This window comes from Pseudomonas sp. TE3899 (assembly GCF_056279105.1).
This window is the reverse complement of the sequence record NZ_JBWBQR010000001.1, coordinates 6160639-6178965: the sequence shown is the minus strand read 5'-3', so window position 1 is coordinate 6178965 and position 18327 is coordinate 6160639. Positions and strand designations below refer to the sequence as shown.

Annotated in this window: 8 protein-coding genes and 2 pseudogenes; 3 read left to right on the top strand and 7 right to left on the bottom strand. The window is 59.8% G+C overall.

The window, feature by feature from the left end; translation table 11 throughout:
* Positions 1 to 83 precede the first annotated feature (83 nt).
* Positions 84 to 1220 (bottom strand): acyl-CoA dehydrogenase family protein, encoded by a 1137-nt coding sequence (locus ACZ89E_RS28150; protein ID WP_054613556.1) that lies wholly within the window; start codon positions 1218 to 1220, stop codon positions 84 to 86.
* Between the two features lie 244 nt (positions 1221 to 1464).
* Here ACZ89E_RS28150 and ACZ89E_RS28145 point away from each other — a divergent pair, with 244 nt between their 5' ends.
* Positions 1465 to 2361, top strand: a complete 897-nt coding sequence (locus tag ACZ89E_RS28145; RefSeq protein WP_177332697.1) for a GlxA family transcriptional regulator — start codon at positions 1465 to 1467, stop codon at positions 2359 to 2361.
* A gap of 185 nt (positions 2362 to 2546) precedes the next feature.
* Here the strand turns inward: ACZ89E_RS28145 and zapE are convergent, their stop codons facing one another.
* The 3 genes and pseudogenes from zapE to ACZ89E_RS28130 all read right to left on the bottom strand — a co-directional run bounded on the left by zapE (position 2547) and on the right by ACZ89E_RS28130 (position 5744).
* Entirely contained in the window at positions 2547 to 3641 is a 1095-nt protein-coding gene (zapE, locus tag ACZ89E_RS28140; RefSeq protein ID WP_123410144.1) for a cell division protein ZapE, read from the bottom strand.
* Positions 3642 to 3732: 91 nt separating this feature from the next.
* Positions 3733 to 5088 carry a tryptophan--tRNA ligase gene (locus ACZ89E_RS28135; protein ID WP_476256814.1) on the bottom strand — a complete coding sequence of 452 codons (1356 nt, stop codon included), beginning with the start codon at positions 5086 to 5088 and terminating at the stop codon, positions 3733 to 3735.
* Positions 5089 to 5112: 24 nt separating this feature from the next.
* Positions 5113 to 5744: pseudogene (locus tag ACZ89E_RS28130) on the bottom strand (alpha/beta hydrolase).
* Positions 5745 to 5888: 144 nt separating this feature from the next.
* On the opposite strand from ACZ89E_RS28130, the gene ACZ89E_RS28125 reads away from it, so the two are divergent.
* Positions 5889 to 6323 (top strand): Z-ring associated ZapG family protein, encoded by a 435-nt coding sequence (locus ACZ89E_RS28125; RefSeq protein WP_123410141.1) that lies wholly within the window; start codon positions 5889 to 5891, stop codon positions 6321 to 6323.
* An 84-nt stretch (positions 6324 to 6407) separates the two neighbouring features.
* Here ACZ89E_RS28125 and ACZ89E_RS28120 read toward each other — a convergent pair whose 3' ends face one another.
* Both ACZ89E_RS28120 and ACZ89E_RS28115 read right to left on the bottom strand, forming a co-directional pair.
* Entirely contained in the window at positions 6408 to 7133 is a 726-nt protein-coding gene (locus ACZ89E_RS28120; protein ID WP_149661105.1) for a YiaD family glycine zipper/OmpA-like lipoprotein, read from the bottom strand.
* 101 nt (positions 7134 to 7234) lie between these two features.
* Positions 7235 to 7879: an MBL fold metallo-hydrolase gene (locus ACZ89E_RS28115; RefSeq protein ID WP_149661106.1), complete on the bottom strand. Its 645-nt coding sequence runs from the start codon at positions 7877 to 7879 to the stop codon at positions 7235 to 7237.
* Between the two features lie 210 nt (positions 7880 to 8089).
* On the opposite strand from ACZ89E_RS28115, the gene ACZ89E_RS28110 reads away from it, so the two are divergent.
* Positions 8090 to 15319, top strand: coding sequence for a matrixin family metalloprotease (locus tag ACZ89E_RS28110; protein ID WP_476256813.1), 7230 nt, complete (start codon positions 8090 to 8092; stop codon positions 15317 to 15319).
* 80 nt (positions 15320 to 15399) lie between these two features.
* On the opposite strand, the pseudogene ACZ89E_RS28105 reads toward ACZ89E_RS28110, so the two are convergent.
* Positions 15400 to 18139, bottom strand: a pseudogene (locus ACZ89E_RS28105) (winged helix-turn-helix domain-containing protein).
* Positions 18140 to 18327 lie beyond the last annotated feature (188 nt).

The following is an 18327-nucleotide window of genomic DNA, read 5'->3' as shown; positions in this document are numbered from 1 at the left end:
ACGCTCTGCGTCACATTCAACAGCTGAACGCGGAGCGTCCCCGGCGGCATTCCCACGCAGAGCGTGGGAACGATCACGCGGCATTACAGCGACCGCGCAATAATCTCCTTCATGATCTCGTTGGTGCCGGCATAGATCCGCTGCACCCGCGCATCCGCCCACGCCCGGGCCACCGGGTATTCCCACATGAACCCGTAGCCGCCATGCAACTGCACGCACTCGTCGAGCACCTTGCATTGCAGGTCGGTGCCCCAGTATTTCGCCATCGCTGCCGTCGGCACGTCCAGCTTGCCTTGCAGGTGCAGTTCCAGGCATTTGTCGACGAACACCCGGCCAATCTGAATCTCGGTGGCCATCTCCGCCAGTTTGAAGCGAGTGTTCTGAAAATCGGCAATCGCCTTGCCGAACGCCTTGCGTTCGCGGGTGTAGTCCAGTGTCCATTGCAGCGCTGCCTCGGCCGAAGCGAGTCCGCCGACAGCCACGGTGAGACGCTCTTGCGGCAATTCCTGCATCAAGTAAGCGAAGCCCATCCCGGCCTGTCCCAAGAGGTTTTCCTTCGGCACGCGTACATCCTGGAAGAACAATTCCGACGTGTCCTGAGCCTTCATTCCGACTTTTTCCAGGCGCTTGCCCTTGGCGAAGCCCGGCGTATTGGCTTCCACCAGAAACAGACTGGTGCCCTTCGCGCCCGCTTTCGGATCGGTCTTGGCGACGACAATCACCAGGTCCGCCAGAAAGCCGTTGGTGATGAAGGTTTTCGAGCCGTTGATCACGTATTCGTCACCGTCCAGCACGGCGGTGGTTTTCACCCCTTGCAGGTCGGAGCCGGCACCCGGCTCGGTCATGGCGATGGCCGTGACCATTTCGCCCGACACCAGTTTTGGCAGGTATTTGTGCTTCAGTGCTTCGCTGCCGTAATGCAGGATGTACGGCGCGACGATGTCTGAATGCAGCGAGAAACCGATCCCTGTGAGGCCGAGGCGGCCGACCTCTTCGATCACCACCGCGCTGTAGAGAAAGTCCGCACCCAACCCGCCATATTCTTCCGGCAGGTGCGAACAGAGCATCCCCGCCTCCCCCGCCTTGTTCCACAGCTGGCGGTCGATGTAGCCCTGTTTTTCCCATTGCCCATGGAACGGCACGGCCTCTTTTTCGAGGAACGTTCGCACGCTGTCGCGAAAAAGTTCGTGCTCGGAACTGAACAAGGTTCTGGGGATCATGGGGCACCTGTCGTTATTGTTGGAAGAAGTTGACCTTCAGAGCCTAAGCCGCGCTTGCGATACAGGACACTGGACACATCAGACAAAAAATAAGACGATCCAGCCGTCTGGTGACCACTTTCCCCTATAAGAATAAAGTTGAATTATGTCTAACCAAGTCTCCACGCCACTGCGGCGCGTCAGCATCCTGGCTATCGACCGGGTTTTCGCTTCCACCCTTATGCAAGCCAAGGATTTCTTCCACCTGGCCAGCCTGCGCTACGGCAAACAACTGGGCCACGGCCTGACACCGGCGTTCGAAACGCGCCTGGTCAGCCCCGACGGCAAACCGGTGAACAGCTTCAGCGATGTGATCATGCCGGTGGACGGCGGCCTGGAAAACGCTGACATCATCATCCTCCCGGCCTTCTGGGACGATTTCGAAACACTGTGCAAACGTTATCCTCAGGTACTGCCGTGGCTGCGCGAACAACACGCCCGTGGCGCCGTGCTGTGCGGCGAAGCCACCGGGGTGTTCTGGCTGGCGGAAGCCGGGCTGCTCAATGGCAAGGAAGCGACCACCTACTGGCGTTTTTTCAACGCGTTTGCCGAGCGCTATCCGCAGGTTCAACTCAATCAGGACAAGCACCTGACCGACGCGGACAACCTGTATTGCGCCGGCGGTACGACCTCGGCGTGCGATCTCTACATTTACCTGATCGAACGCTTCTGCGGCGCCAACGTGGCCCAGGCCGTGGCCCGGGACATTCTCTACGAAGTGCAGCGCAGTTATGCGCCGGGGCGCATCGGTTTTGGCGGGCAGAAGTTGCATCAGGACGTGATCATCCTGCAGATCCAGCACTGGCTCGAAGAACACTTCGCCGACAAATTCCGCTTCGAAGACGTTGCCCGCGAACACGGCATGAGCATCCGCAACTTCATGCGCCGCTTCCAGACCGCCACCGGCGACAAGCCGCTGCATTACCTGCAACGCCTGCGCATCGAAACCGCCAAGGGCCTGCTGTCCGGCAGCCGCAAGAGCATCAAGACCATCAGTTATGAGGTCGGCTACGACGATGCGAGCTTCTTTGCGCGGCTGTTCCGCCAGCACACCGAATTGTCGCCGAACCAGTATCGGCAGCAATTTCAGCAAGCCGCATAAGCGTCCCGACCGATCGTTCCCACGCTCTGCGTGGGAATGCCGCCATGGACGCTCTGCGTGCGCTTCGGAATGTGACGCGGAGCGTCACGGGATGCATTCCCCCCGCAGAGCGTGGGAACGATCAGCATCGGCCCGCATAAAAAAGGGCCTGCAATGCAGGCCCTTTTTTTATTTTCCGAAACGTCCTACGGCTTATGCGCCCGGGACAGGAATTCGTGGGACTGCATCTCCAACAGACGACTCAGCGTGCGCTGGAACTCAAAGTTCAAGCGACCGCCGGTGTACAGGTCTTTAAGTTCGACTTCTGCAGAAATGATCAGCTTCACGTTACGGTCGTAGAACTCGTCGACCATGTTGATAAAGCGTCGGGCGATGTCGTCGGTGGTGACGCTCATCTGCTCGACACCGCTGAGCAGCACGGCGTGGAAGATCTTGCCCAGTTCGATGTAATCGTTCTGGCTGCGCGGGCCGTCGCACAGTTCGCGGAAGTCGAACCAGGCCACGTCATCGCAGGTGCGCAAGGCACGGATTTCGCGGTTTTCGATCATCAGCACATCGTTTTCGGTGGCCGCGGTGCATTCCGGCGTCAAGGCTCGAAAGCTCTTGCGCAAGCTTTCCTGGGACGCTTCGTCCAGCGGGAAGTGGAACAATTCCGCTTGTTCGAGGTGGCGCAGACGGTAATCGACGCCGCTGTCGACGTTGACGATGTCGGTGTTCTGCTTGATCAGTGCAATCGCCGGCAGGAAGCGCGCACGTTGCAGGCCGTCCTTGTACAGGCCGTCCGGCACGATGTTCGACGTCGCGACCAGAGTCACGCCGTTCTTGAACAGCTCTTCCATCAGCGTGCCGAGGATCATCGCGTCGGTGATGTCCGAGACGAAGAATTCATCGAAACAGATCACCCGGGCTTCGTCGGAGAAACGCTTGGCGATGATGGTCAGCGGGTTTTTCTCGCCACCGAGGGTCTTCATCTCTTCGTGCACGCGCTTCATGAAGCGGTGGAAGTGAGTGCGGACCTTTTCCTTGAACGGCAGGGCTTCGAAGAAGGTGTCGACCAGGTAGGTCTTGCCACGACCCACGCCGCCCCAGAAGTACAGGCCCTTGACCGGTGCCTGGTCTTTCTTGCCAAACAGTTTGCCGAACAGGCCCGGCTTGCTCTGCGAGGCCGCGACCAGGTCGTCGTACAGGCGCTGCAAATGACGCACCGCAGTTTCCTGGGCGGCGTCATGGAAGAATTCCGGGCGTTTCAGATCAGCTTGGTATCGTTCTAGGGGCGTCATAATTCGTTAGCAAGGCAACAAAAACGGGCCGCCACTGTAGCGACGGCCCGTCAGAATGGCAATCAGCCCTTGGTCGGGCCGAGCCGCTGATTTATTCCTGAACCGGCGTCAACGCCACGCGCAGGGCGTCGATGGCAACGTCGCGAGCGGCGCTGTCGGCGAAGGCCGGGCTGTCGCCGACGCACTCGCCTTCCAGCCAGACGCTGAAGCTCAGGTCTTCGCTGCGCACGTCCAGCGGTTGGCCGGCTTGCAGCTGCTTGGTCACCTGACCAGCGGTTTTACCGTCGGCGAAGTTGCGTGACAGCAGCAATTGCTCGCCATCGGCCGCGAGCAGACGGAAGCGGAAGCTGCCGTCGTCTTCACGAAAACTGACGAAACGCGCGGCTTTCGCGGCTTTTTTCTTGGTGGTCGCTGCAACTTGAGTCTGGGCGACAAAAGAACGCAGGCCGACCGCTTCGCGCAGTTCGTGGAGGAACGGCGTCGCCACCGAACGGGCCTTCTTGGCGCCGATCTGCAGCATGTCTTCGAGGTCTGCCGGACGTTCGATCAACTGGTGATAGCGCTCGCGGGACTCGCCCAGTTCGCTGTCCAGCAGTTGGAACAGACGATTCTTCGCCTCGCCCCAGCCCAGGCCCTGCAACAACTCGCGGCGGAACTCGTCGGACTGCGCCGGGGTGGCGAAGGCCTGGAACAAGGTGAACAGGTGCGAGTTGTCTGGATCTTTCGCTTCGCCCGGCGCGCGGGAGTCGGTGACGATCCGCGAAATCGCGTCCTTCATTTCCTTGGCGCTGCTGAACAACGGAATGGTGTTGTCGTAGCTCTTCGACATCTTGCGACCGTCGAGGCCTGGCAGCGTGGCGACGCTTTCTTCGATCAGCGCCTCGGGCATGGTGAAGAACTCTTTGCCCTGACCGAACAAATGGTTGAAGCGCTGGCCGATGTCACGGGCCATTTCCACGTGCTGGATCTGGTCACGACCGACCGGCACCTTGTGGGCGTTGAACATCAGAATGTCGGCAGCCATCAGCACCGGGTAGCTGTACAAGCCCATGGTGATGCCGGCGTCCGGGTCTTCGCCGGTCTCGACGTTCTTGTCCACCGAGGCCTTGTAGGCGTGGGCGCGATTGAGCAGGCCCTTGGCGGCGACGCAGGTCAGCAGCCAGGTCAGCTCGGGGATTTCCGGGATGTCGGACTGGCGATAGAAGGTCACGCGGTCCACATCCAGGCCACCGGCCAGCCAGGTCGCAGCGATTTCCAGACGCGAGCGCTGAATGCGCAGCGGGTCATCGCATTTGATCAGGGCGTGATAGTCGGCCAGGAAATAGAACGAATCGGCATTGCTGTCACGGCTGGCCAGGATCGCCGGGCGGATGGCGCCGGCGTAATTGCCCAGGTGCGGCGTGCCGGTGGTGGTGATGCCAGTGAGGATACGGGTACGAGTCGTCATGGGTAATCGCTTGTCAGACTGCAATCAATTCGAAAGACGCGGCAGGATCAGATCCTTGAGATCGGTCAGCTTGCCATGAAAAAAGTGTCCGCATTCTGCCACTTTCAGCAGCTCATGGGGGCGATCGAGTTTGTCGGACCATTCGTAAACAAGCTGCGGATCGATGACTTCATCGGTTTCCGGCTGGATCAGGGTCAGCTCGCCTTGCTGCGGCAGTTGATCCTGATCGCCCAGACGCATCACCGCCGGCGCGACCATGAACAGGTGCTTGAGCTGCTCACCCTTGGCTTCCAGACGTCCGCCGAGACTTGCTGCAACAAAACCGCCGAAGGAGAATCCGAACAGCGTCAGCGGCAACTCGGGGTGTTTGACTCGCAGCCATTCGGCCACTGCCTGGGCGTCGTCGACTTCGCCGCGGTGCCCATATCGTGGGTACCGGCGCTGGCGCCGACGCCACGGTAGTTGAAACGTAAAGTAATCAAACCGGCGTCACGCGCAGTGCGCTGCAAGGTCGAGACGACTTTGTTGAGCATGGTGCCGCCCTGCACCGGGTTCGGATGACAGATCAGCGCCAGGCCGCGGGGCTGCTCGCTCTCCAGGTAAAGGGCTTCCAGTTGGCCGACCGGGCCATCAATCACTACAGGGGTTTCGCGCATAAGCAAGGAAGGAACTCCGTGACCTCGAATCGGGTCGACTCGTCTAGCAAATTGTCTGTGCCAATCTATTGCGAGTGAATCGCGGTATACAGCGCAGGTTCGAGCCGTTAACGTAAAGCAAAGCCGTTTATAGAGGAAGGACTCGTGGAACACTCGCTCTTAGTTTGGTTGTTGCCGACTCTTGCCCTGGTTGTGGGTGTCGCCGTTGGTTTCCTGATCGCTCGCCTGGTGCCGAATGCCGCTCCCAGCAGCACGCAACGTCAGCTGGATGACATTCAGGAACGTTTCGACAGTTATCAGAACGAGGTGGTTACTCACTTCAACAGCACGGCCTCGCTGGTCAAGAAACTGACTGCCAGCTATCAGGACGTGCAGGATCATCTCGCCGAGGGTGCCAACCGCCTGGCCCTGGACGAGCAGACTCGCCAACGCCTGCTGGCCGCCCTGCACGCTGACGCAGCCGTGGCACCACGGGAACGCCTGACGCCGCCGCGCAATCAGGAGCCGCCTCGCGACTACGCGCCCAAAGCCCCGAACGCGCCGGGCATGCTCGATGAGCATTACGGCCTGAAGAAGTAATCAGGTTTCGCGCACTACAAAAAAGCCCGCCCGATCTGTTGAGGATCGGGCGGGCTTTTTTACGCCTGGGGTTCAGTCAGGCTATTACTGGTACTGCTGAACAGGCTGCCCCTGCTGCTGATACTGCTGGCCCGGAATTGCCTTCAGGTTGACCTCGACCCGACGGTTCTGCGCCCGGCCATTGACGTCACCGTTGCTGGCAATCGGGTTATCCGGCCCGGCACCGCGTGCCGACAGGTTGGCCCCGCTCACACCTTGGGAGGTCAGGTAAGTCGCCACGCTCTGGGCGCGACGCTGGGACAGGTCCATGTTGTGCTGGCGAGCACCCGTGCTGTCGGTGTAGCCGACGATCTCGATCTGGTTCTGGCTGAATTCCTTGAGCGAGCCCGCCAGGTTGTTCAACGGCTGGTAGAAGCTTGAAGCGATGTTCGCCGAATCAGTGGCGAAGGTGATGTTACCCGGCATGATCAGCTTGATCTGATCGCCCTGGCGCTGCACCTCAACCCCGGTATTGGCCATGCTGGCCCGCAGCTTTTTCTCCTGCTGGTCGGCGTAGTAACCGTAACCGGCGGCGGAAGCCCCCACGACCGCAGCGCCAATCAACGCGCCTTTACCACGGTTATCGTGACCGATGGCGGCACCGGCCAACGCACCAGCCAAGGCGCCGAGGCCACCGTACTTGGCGGTTTTGCTCATGCCCTGGGAGCCGCTGTCGGCCTGCCCCTGGTTGTCATAAGGATTAGGTGAAGCGCAGCCGGACAACAGGGCCACAGCCGTTGCGACAATAATCAAACGCTGCTTGGTGAACATGAAGAGCTCCTACTTTTGCATTCTGTGGTGCAACGGGCCCAGGCATCGGCCTATGCGGGCGTTGGATCATTGGCGCGAGTAAAAATTCCACTGGTTACAATTCAGGCACGCACAAAAGGGTTCTCGCGCATCTCATCGCCCAGGCGCGTGTCCGGACCATGCCCGGTGACAACGATAGCTTCCTCGTCGAGGGTATACAGCCGTTGCTTGATCGAACGCACGATGGTCGCCTGATCGCCACCCCACAAATCCGTGCGCCCTACCCCGCGCTTGAACAACGTGTCACCGGCAATCAGCAGCTTAGCTTCTGAAAACCAAAAGCTCATGGAACCTGGCGTATGCCCCGGCGTATGAAGCGCCACACCGCAACCGCAGGCCAGTTCTTCGTCATCGGCCAGCCAGCGATCCGGCGCTGGTACTGGCGTGTAAGGCACGCCGAACATCTGGCATTGCATTTCCAGGTTGTCCCAGAGGAATTGATCTTCTTTGTGCAGGTGCAGGGTGGCGCCGGTTTTCTCTTTCAACTGACCGGAGGCCAGGAAGTGATCGAGGTGCGCGTGGGTGTGGATGATGCTGACCACCTTCAGGCCCAGTGCGTCGAGTCGGGCCAGGATCAACTCGTGATTGCCGCCGGGATCGACGACGATGGCTTTTTTAGTGATCGGGTCGCCGATGATGGTGCAGTTGCACTGGAGAGGGCCGACGGGGAACGTTTCGCGGATCAACATGGAACGAGGAACAGTCATGGAAATGAATGGCCTTTAGTGGACGGAAGGCGGTGCAGCGTGCTTCAGGATTCTACGCCACTCGCCGATACAGTTCGCCAGGCCAGTTATTTGACGCCAGCCATCAAAAAATAGTGGCCTATTGATGTCAAATGTACCCGCTCTGGTGCAAAATCATACTTTTGTAGCGGTCGCATCCAGGAAGGACCGCAGCGCGCTCAGGAATTCCGCATGCCTACTCCAACTGGTTCTACCCCAAGTTCGTATTCTTCGCTGACCGGCGTTAAAACCCTGGACAGCCTGCTGGCCGGGACTTATTGGCTCGGTTCCAACGGGACGACGAATCTGACCTATAGCTTCATGGCGGCCAGCACGTCGTATTTCGCTTTCAACTACAGCCCTGAAAATGAATACAAGGCGATGTACGACCTGTCGCTGGACCAAAAGGGCGGGATCATCAGAGCGCTGAGCACCTGGAGTGCTGTCGCCAACATCAATTTTACACAGACCACCGACAACATTTCGAACGTCGGTGACTTGCGTTTCGGTGGCTACGCGGACATGAAGGATCAGGCGGCTGCCTGGGCCTATACGCCATCGAGCGGGCCCAACGGCGGCGATGTCTGGATCGGCGATCCAGCCGGTGAGTTCTCGATCAACGGTTCGTACGATTTCATGACCTATATCCATGAGATCGGGCATGCCATCGGCCTCAAGCACCCGTTCTCGGCCAGCACGTTGAACACGACGATTCTTGACCCTGCGCTGGACGATGTCCGCTACACGGTCATGAGCTACAACAACAACTACTCGTATGAACCTACGACCCCCATGTTGCTGGATATCCTCGCGATACAGAAATTGTATGGCGCCAACACGCAATGGCACGCCGGCGACAATGTGTATAGCTGGCAGTCCTACGACAAAATTTTCGAAACCATCTGGGACTCAGGTGGTACCGACACAATCGACGCCAGTAACCAACTGATTTCGGTTAACCTCGACTTGAACGAGGGCGCGTTCAGTTCAATCGGCGTCTCTTTCGAGCAGTACACGAGCGGCACCACGCACGCGTTCAACAGCGGCCTAGCGATTGCCTATGGCACCAAGATCGAAAACGCCATCGGCTCGACATTCAACGACGTCTTGAAAGGCAATGCCCTGAATAACGTCCTGGATGGTCGTGAAGGCGTGGATACCATGTACGGCGGCGCAGGTAACGACACCTACTACGTCGACAATCGTGATGACGTCGTCGTCGAAACCGGCACGTCCGCCACGGAACTCGACTCGGTTTTTTCCACCGTCACCTACAACCTCGTCAGCAGCGCCAACGTCGAAAATCTCACGCTGCTCACCAATGCCAACATCAATGCATATGGCAACGCCTCGAACAACGTCATCACCGGTAATGCCGGCAACAACATTCTCGACGGCGATACGGGCGCCGACACCCTGATTGGCGGCGCGGGCAATGACACTTACGTCGTCGACAACCTGGGCGATGTCATCAGCGAAACCAGCAGCCTGACCACCGAGATCGACACGGTCAGAGCGTCGCTGAGCTGGACCCTCGTCGCCAACCTGGAAAACCTCGAGCTGACCGGCACCGGCACTATCAACGCGACCGGTAACAGCCAGGACAACGTCCTGACCGGTAATAACGCCGACAACATTCTCAACGGCATGGGCGGCCTGGACACCCTGATCGGTGGCGCAGGTGACGACTCCTACATCATCGACCAGGCGGGTGAACTGGATCTGGTGAAGGAAATTTCCAGTCAGGGCTTCGATACACTCGTCCTCACCTATGACGTGGCCAGCAACACCCTCATTGATTTGAACGGCAGCACGCTGGGCAACTTCGAAAACGTCACCCTCAACGGTGCAGGCGCCTTCGATGTGCAGGGCAACAATCAGGACAACATCCTGATCGGCAATGTCTTCGCCAACAACCTTAGGGGTGGCGCTGGCAATGATGTGCTGGACGGCGGTGCGGGTGCCGACACTCTGAGCGGAGGCACCGGTAACGATATCTATTTCATCAGCGGCCTCGACGACACCGTCGTCGAACTGGCGAACGAAGGTCGCGACGAGGTTCGCACAGCCGTCAGCTACAACCTCGGTGCCAATATCGAAGACGGCTCGCTGCTGGGCACTGCCAGTCTCGCTCTCAACGGCAATGAGCTTAACAACGTCCTGACCGGCAATGCGGGCAACAACACCCTCGATGGCGGCATCGGCGCCGACACCCTGGATGGCGGCGCCGGCAACGACAACTACTACGTCGACAACGTCGGTGATGTGGTCATCGAACGGGGCACTTCGGCCTCGGAAATCGACGCCGTCGCCTCAACGATTGACTACACCCTGGGCGCCAACCTCGAATACCTGACCCTGCTGGGTTCCGCCAACCTCAGCGGCACCGGCAACGCCTCGAACAACGTCATCATTGGTAATGCCGGCAACAACATCCTTGATGGCGGCATTGGCGGCGACTACCTGGCGGGCGGCACGGGCAACGATACCTACATCATCGACAACGTTGGCGATGTCATCAGCGAAACCAGCACCCTGGCCAGCGAAATCGACACCGTGCGCGCCTCGATCAACTACACCCTCGGCGCCAACCTGGAAAACCTCACTCTTACCGGTGCGGGCAACCTCTACGCCACCGGCAACGCCCTGGACAACGTGCTGACCGGCAACAGTGGCAACAACGTTCTCGACGGCGGCACGGGTGCCGACACCCTGGACGGCGGCGCCGGCAACGACAGTTATTACGTCGACAACGTCGGGGACGTGGTCATCGAAACCGGCACTTCGGCCTCGGAAATCGATGCCGTCGCCACCACGGTTGATTACACCCTGGGTGCCAACCTCGAGTACCTGACCCTGCTCGGCTCGGCCAACCTCAACGGCAGTGGCAACACCTCGAACAATGTGATCATCGGTAATGCCGGCAACAACATCCTCGATGGCGGCATTGGCGGCGACTACCTGGCGGGCGGCACGGGCAACGACACCTACATCATCGATAACGTCGGCGACGTGATCAGCGAAACCAGTACCCTGGCCAGCGAAATCGACACCGTGCGCGCCTCGGTCAACTACACGCTTGGCGCCAACCTGGAAAACATCACGCTGACGGGCACCGACGACATCTATGCCATCGGTAACGCCCAGAACAACGTGATGATCGGCAACGACGGCGACAATGAGCTCAACGGTCGCTCCGGCCTGGACACCATGATTGGCGGCAAAGGCAACGATATCTATAACATCGACCAGTCAGGGGAGCTGACGCTTGTCCAGGAAAACGCCAATGAGGGGATCGACACGCTCAATATCGTCTACGACAAGTACTTTCGCATCGACTCCATTGACCTGCGCGGCAATCTGCAGAACGTCGAAAATATTCGGCTGCTAGGCAGCGGTTCGTTCGACCTGACAGGCAACAGCCTGAACAACGTCCTGACGGGTAATGCCGATAACAACGTAATTGACGGCGGTGCGGGTGCCGACACCATGGAAGGCGGCGGCGGGAACGACACCTATGTCGTCGACAACGTCGGTGACGTCATCATCGAACGAGGCATTTCGGCCTCGGAAATCGATACTGTCAACAGCACGGTCAGCTACACCCTGAGCGCCAATATCGAGAACTTGAACCTCGGAAACTTCGGCAACCTCAACGGAACAGGCAACGCCCAGGACAACCGCATTATTGGCAACTCCTTCGACAATATTCTGGACGGCGGCGCTGGCGCCGACTACTTGGAGGGCGGCTGGGGCAATGACACCTACATCGTCGATAACGTCAGCGATGTCATCAACGAAATGCAAGGGGGATTCGATGTCGACAGCGTACTCGCCTCGGTCAACTACGCCCTGGGTGCCAACCTGGATAACCTCACGCTGACGGGCACCGCCAACCTCTACGCCATCGGCAATACCCAGAACAATGTGCTGACCGGCAACGACGGCGACAACGAGCTCAACGGTCGCGCCGGCCTGGACACCATGATCGGCGGCAAGGGCAACGACATCTATGACGTCGACCAGAAAGGTGAATTGGCCCTGATCCGAGAGAACGCCAACGAAGGCACGGACACCGTGTACGTGGTCTACGACGCCACGGCGCAGGACAACGCCATCAATCTGGGCCTGGGCAACCTGCAGAATGTCGAGAACGTTCAATTGCTGGGCACCGGGGCGTTTAGCGTCACCGGCAACAGTCTGAACAACACCTTGATCGGCAATGCCGACAGCAACACCCTTGATGGCGGCCTCGGCGCCGACACCCTGGACGGCGGTGCCGGCAACGACAACTACTACGTCGACAACGTCGGGGACGTGGTCATCGAACGGGGCACCTCGACCTCGGAAATCGATGCCGTCGCCAGCACGATCGACTTCACCCTGGGCGCTAACCTCGAGTACCTGACCCTGCTGGGTTCGGCCAACCTCAACGGCACCGGCAACGCCTCGAACAACATCATCATCGGCAATGCCGGCAACAACATTCTTGATGGTGGTATTGGCGGCGACTACCTGGCGGGCGGTGCAGGCAACGATACCTACATCATCGACAACGTTGGCGACGTGATCAGCGAAACCAGCACCCTGGCCAGCGAAATCGACACCGTGCGCGCCTCGGTCAACTACGCACTCGGGGCCAACCTGGAAAACATCACGCTGACGGGCAACGACAACATTTATGCAATCGGCAACGCCCAGAACAATGTGATGATCGGCAACGACGGCGACAACGAGCTCAACGGTCGCGCCGGCCTGGACACCATGATCGGCGGCAAGGGCAACGACATCTACGACGTCGACCAACCCGGTGAAATGGCCCTGATCCAGGAAAACGCCAACGAAGGCAAGGACACTCTCTACGTTGTCTACTACGCCACGACGCAGGACCATGCCATCAATCTGGGGCAGAGCAATCTGCAGAATGTCGAGGACGTTCGATTACTGGGCACCGGCGAATTTTCCGTTACCGGCAATAGCCTGAACAACACCTTGATCGGCAATGGCGACAGCAACACGCTGGATGGCGGCATCGGCGCCGACACCATGGACGGCGGCGCCGGCAACGACAACTACTTCGTCGACAACGTCGGTGACGTGATCATCGAACGTGGCACCTCGGCATCGGAAATCGACGCTGTCAGCACGACTGTCGACTACACCCTGAGCGCCAATATTGAATACCTGACCCTGCTGGGCTCGGCCAACCTCAACGGCACCGGCAACGCCTCAAACAACATCATCATCGGCAATGCCGGCAACAACATCCTCGATGGCGGTGCTGGCGGCGATTACCTGGCGGGCGAAGCGGGCAACGATACCTATATCGTCGATAACGTCGGCGATTTCGTTAATGAAACCAGCACCCTGGTCAACGAAATCGACACCGTGCGCGCCTCGGTCAGCTATACCCTCGGCGCCAACCTGGAAAACCTCACTCTCACCGGCAGCGATAACCTCTACGCCACCGGCAACGCCCTGAACAACGTGCTGATCGGCAACGATGGCAACAACATTCTCGACGGCTTCATCGGCGCCGATACGATGGACGGCGGCGCTGGCAACGACAGTTACTACGTCGACAACGCCGATGACGTGATCATCGAAAACGGCACTTCGGCCTCGGAAATCGATGCCGTCGCCACCACGGTTGATTACACCCTGGGCGCCAACCTCGAATACCTGACCCTGCTGGGTTCGGCCAACCTCAACGGCACCGGCAACGCCTCGAACAACGTGATCATCGGCAATGCCGGCAACAACGTCCTCGATGGCGGCATAGGTGGCGATTACCTGGCGGGCGGTACCGGCAACGACACCTACATCGTCGACAACGTCGGCGACGTGATCAGCGAAACCAGCACCCTGGCCAGCGAAATCGACACCGTGCGCGCCTCGGTCAACTACGCACTCGGGGCCAACCTGGAAAACATCACGCTGACGGGCAACGACAACATTTATGCCATCGGCAACGCCCAGAACAATGTGATGATCGGCAACGACGGCGACAACGAGCTCAACGGTCGCGTCGGCCTGGACACCATGATCGGCGGCAAGGGCAACGACATCTATGACGTCGACCAGAAAGGTGAATTGGCCCTGATCCGAGAGAACGCCAACGAAGGCACGGACACCGTGTACGTGGTCTACAACGCCACGGCGCAGGACAATGCCATCAATCTGGGCCTGAGCAATCTGCAGAATGTCGAGAACGTTCAATTGCTCGGCACCGGGGCGTTTAGCGTCACCGGCAACAGTCTGAACAACACCTTGATCGGCAATGCCGACAGCAACACGCTGGATGGCGGCCTCGGTGCGGATACCCTGGACGGCGGCGCCGGCAACGACAACTACTACGTCGACAACGTCGGTGACGTGATCATCGAAAATGGCACCTCGACTTCGGAAATCGATGCCGTCGCCAGCACGATCGACTTCACCCTGGGCACCAACCTCGAATACCTCACTCTGCTGGGCTCGGCCAACCTCAACGGCACCGGCAACGCCTCGAGCAACATCATCATCGGCAATGCTGGCAACAACATCCTCGATGGCGGGATTGGCGGTGACTACCTCGCGGGCGGTGCAGGCAACGATACCTACATCATCGACAACGTTGGCGACGTGATCAGCGAAACCAGTACCCTGGCCAGCGAAATCGACACCGTGCGCGCCTCGGTCAACTACGCACTCGGGGCCAACCTGGAAAACATCACGCTGACGGGCAACGACAACATTTATGCCATCGGCAATGCCCAGAACAACGTGATGATCGGCAACGAAGGCGACAACGAGCTCAACGGTCGCGCCGGCCTGGACACCATGATCGGCGGCAAGGGCAACGACATCTATGACGTCGATCAGCTCGGTGAAATGGCCCTGATCCAGGAAAACGCCAACGAAGGCAAGGACACCGTGTACGTGGTCTACAGCGCCACGGCGCAGGACCATGTCATCGATCTTGGCCTGGGCAATCTGCAGAATGTCGAGGACGTTCTGTTGCTGGGCAGCGGCGCGTTTAGCGTCACCGGCAACAGCCTGAGCAACACCCTGACCGGCAATGCGGACAGCAACACTCTGAACGGCGGCGCCGGTACGGATTCGCTGACAGGTGGAGCTGGTGCGGACACGTTCGTGTTCAGCACTGTCGCTGACATGGGTAACGGCAGCAATCGTGATGTCATCACTGACTTCAACACCCTGCAAGGCGACAAGATCGACCTGACGCAGTTCGATGCCAATCTGCAGCTCAACGGCTTCAATGGCTTCACCTTCATTGGCGGCGGTGACTTCAGTGGTGCCGGACAGCTACGTTTCGTCGACCATATCCTTTCCGGTAATGTCAGCGGCAACGCGGGTGCCGACTTCGAAATCCAGCTGGTCGGTGTAAACACCTTCAGCGCCAACGATTTGGTGGCGTGACGGATTCATCCGCCTGAACAAACAAAAACGCCCCGACTGGTTCGGGGCATTTTTGTTTTGTTAGCAAGGCACTTGCGCCGCTAAACCAGTAATCCCAATTCCTTCGCCCGAGCGACCGCTTGCGTTCGCCGCTCCACCCCGAGCTTGCTGTTGATATGGCTGGCGTGGGTCTTCACGGTATGCAGCGAGATAAACAGCTGATCACTGATTTCCTGGTTCGAACAACCTAGGGCAATCAGCCGCAGCACTGCCAACTCACGGGTGCTGAGGTTTTCCGCACCTGGGGATAACTCCAATGCCGGACGGGAGGAGACGGGGGGCATTTTTTCCATAAGGTTTTGCGATGCAGCGCTCGGGGCACCGAGTTGAAGCTGTCCACGCAACCAATCCGGATGCTCGGCCAACAACCCGTCGAACGGTTGCAGCACACCACCGGCTGCGGCTTCCAGTGCCTGGGCCAACGCCTTGCGGGCTTCGGGCTCGCGCCCGCCCGCCAGCAGCAACGTAATTTTCTGCGTCAGCGCCATCACGCTGAGCATCTGTCGACCCGATTGTTGCCCATGCTCCAGCAGCGCATTCAATCGCCCTTCCGCCAGCATCGGCTGGCCTTTGATCACGTCCAGCAAGGCTTGCTGCAATTCGATGTGCAGGGGCAGTTGCGGATGGAATTCCGGGGGGGCAGCGGGCGCGTTCGCCGTTGTAGGTCTGGCCCAGGCGGGCGAGCCAGGCTTCGGCCAGGTCAGTGCGGCCCTGGGCCAGCCAGAGTTCGCATTTGACCAGGGTGATCATCGCCAGGTAGTAGATCGGCGGGACGTCCCAGATGTGCATCAGCCGTTCGGCTTCGGCCAGTTCGGCGAAGGCCTTGGCGAACTCGCCGCTGTTGCCCTCGAGCCGGGCGATCACACAGTGGCCGATCAACACGCTGATGTCGCGGCAGGCCCGGGCTTCGCCCAGACCGGCCTGCAAACGCAGTCGGGCGGCCTGAGGTTGCGAGCGCAGGGCCAGCAGAAAGCCTTCGTACAAGATCAGACGGGCGCGTACCGCATAGAGCCGTTGCGGCGACAAACCGTGCAGCCGTTGCAGACCCTGGCGGACCTCATCCAGCGAGCGCAGGATCTCCCCGCGCGCCTGCAACACCCGGGCGCGGTCGTAATGGGCCAAGGCCTCGAACAATGGATTGCCGACCCGTTGCGCCAACTCCAGGGACTCGCGATTCAAACCCCGGGCGCGCCACAGGTCGCCATCGGCAATGGCCAGGTTGGACAAGGTCGAGAGGCACATCAGGCGCTGGCCATAGCGCTTGGCCGGCAGGCTCTCCAGCGCTTCGGTGCAATAGAGCAGCGTCAGTTCACGATTGCCGCGCCCCCGGGCGATGATCCCGCTCAGGGCCAGCCATTGCGCCAGCATGGACTTCTGGGCTGTGGCCGACGGGGCTGGCAGGAAGCGACTCAGGTGATTGGCCAGTTCCTCGGCGGCATCCAGTTGGCACGCCAGCCCCAGCGCCCAACTGTAGAGCACGATCAACCGAGGCGTGCTGATCAGCAGGCTGTCGGGCAAGTCCATTTTCCAGCGCAACAGCATGCCGACGTTTTGCTCGGCCAGCAGTTGTTCTTCCGACAGGTTTTGCACCAGGTTCGCCGCGACATCCAGATGCCCGGCACGCAAGGCCTGCTCCACCGCTTCATCGAGCAAGCCCTGGGCGTTGAACCAGCGGCAGGCGCGCAAATGCAGGCTCGCGGCCGGCACCAAAGCCTGGGTCTTGGGCCGCGTGCGCAGCAAGTCGGAAAACAGGTGGTGATAGCGATACCAGTGACCATGCTCATCCAGCGGCACCAGAAACACTTGATGGGCCAACAGGAAACCCAGGATTTCAGCGCTGTCATGGGCCTCGCGCACCGCGTCGCACAGCTCGCTGCAAAAACGCTCCTGGGGCGCTGTGTCATAGAGGAAGGCCTGCACCTCGGCCGGCAAACAGTCGATGACTTCTTCCAGCAGGTAATCGCGGATCAGCCCTTCCCCGCCATGCAGCGACTGCGGTAACGCGCCATCGCTGCCCGCTTCGGAGGCCGCCAGCAACCAGAAACGCAGGCCCGCCACCCAGCCTTCACTGCGCTGGATCAGGTTTTCCAGGGCTTCGCCGCGCAACGAACTGCTGTGGCGATCGAGCAGGGTCAGGGCTTCGTCGTGGGTCAGGCGCAGGTCTTGCTCATGCAGTTCGAGCAATTGCCGCGACAGGCGCAGCCGCGCCAGGTGCCAGTCCGGGCGCTGGCGGCTGGTGACCATGACCAGCAGGCCATCGGGCAGGTGATTGAGGAAGAATTGCAGACAGCGATCGAGTACCGGGCCCTGGGCCAGGTGATAGTCATCCAGCACCAGCAACAGGGGCGTGATCGGCGACAGGTGCACGGCCAGCTCATCGAGCAAACCGTCCAGCCACTCCTCGAACGCAAAGGGTTGATGGCGCTGGCGCATTTTCAGCAGCCCGAGCGCCTTGCTGCCCAACTGCGGAAAGTAATCCTGGAGGCCTTCGAGCAGGCGCTCGAGGAAACGTCCAGGATCGTTGTCCCGCGGGCTCAGCCCCAGCCACAGGCTTTGCCAGTGCGCCGGCAAGCCCTGACAGAACTCCACCGCCAACGAACTCTTGCCAAACCCGGCCGGGGCACTGACCAACAACAATCGACCACCGAGCCCGGCACTCAGGCGCTCGCACAAGCGCGGCCGCAGCACATGGCCATCCGGCAGCGGCGGTCGGAAGAAACGCCCGTCCAGTGCCGCGACGGCAACGCTTGCAGGACCCGGAAGTGGGGACAGATCAGTCATGGCCGGCTCTTGTTTGAAATGCTGTTGGCGGCGTTACAGATGTCCGCAGACTAGCGGTAAACGAAGAGGTATTGAAGGTAGCTGCTACAAATGGCTACAAAAAGACCGTAGGAACGAGGCTTGCCCGCGAATGGATTGACGCGGTTGTATCGGGAATCATGCGGTGTTGGTACGAACGCCATCGCGAG

Bases quoted from the DNA above. Each gene is read 5' to 3' on its own strand.
- ACZ89E_RS28150 (WP_054613556.1), bottom strand. From the start codon at position 1,220: ATGATCCCCAGAACCTTGTTCAGTTCCGAGCACGAACTTTTTCGCGAC.
- zapE (WP_123410144.1), bottom strand. From the start codon at position 3,641: ATGACGCCCCTAGAACGATACCAAGCTGATCTGAAACGCCCGGAATTC.
- ACZ89E_RS28135 (WP_476256814.1), bottom strand. From the start codon at position 5,088: ATGACGACTCGTACCCGTATCCTCACTGGCATCACCACCACCGGCACG.
- ACZ89E_RS28120 (WP_149661105.1), bottom strand. From the start codon at position 7,133: ATGTTCACCAAGCAGCGTTTGATTATTGTCGCAACGGCTGTGGCCCTG.
- ACZ89E_RS28115 (WP_149661106.1), bottom strand. From the start codon at position 7,879: ATGACTGTTCCTCGTTCCATGTTGATCCGCGAAACGTTCCCCGTCGGC.
- ACZ89E_RS28110 (WP_476256813.1), top strand. From the start codon at position 8,090: ATGCCTACTCCAACTGGTTCTACCCCAAGTTCGTATTCTTCGCTGACC.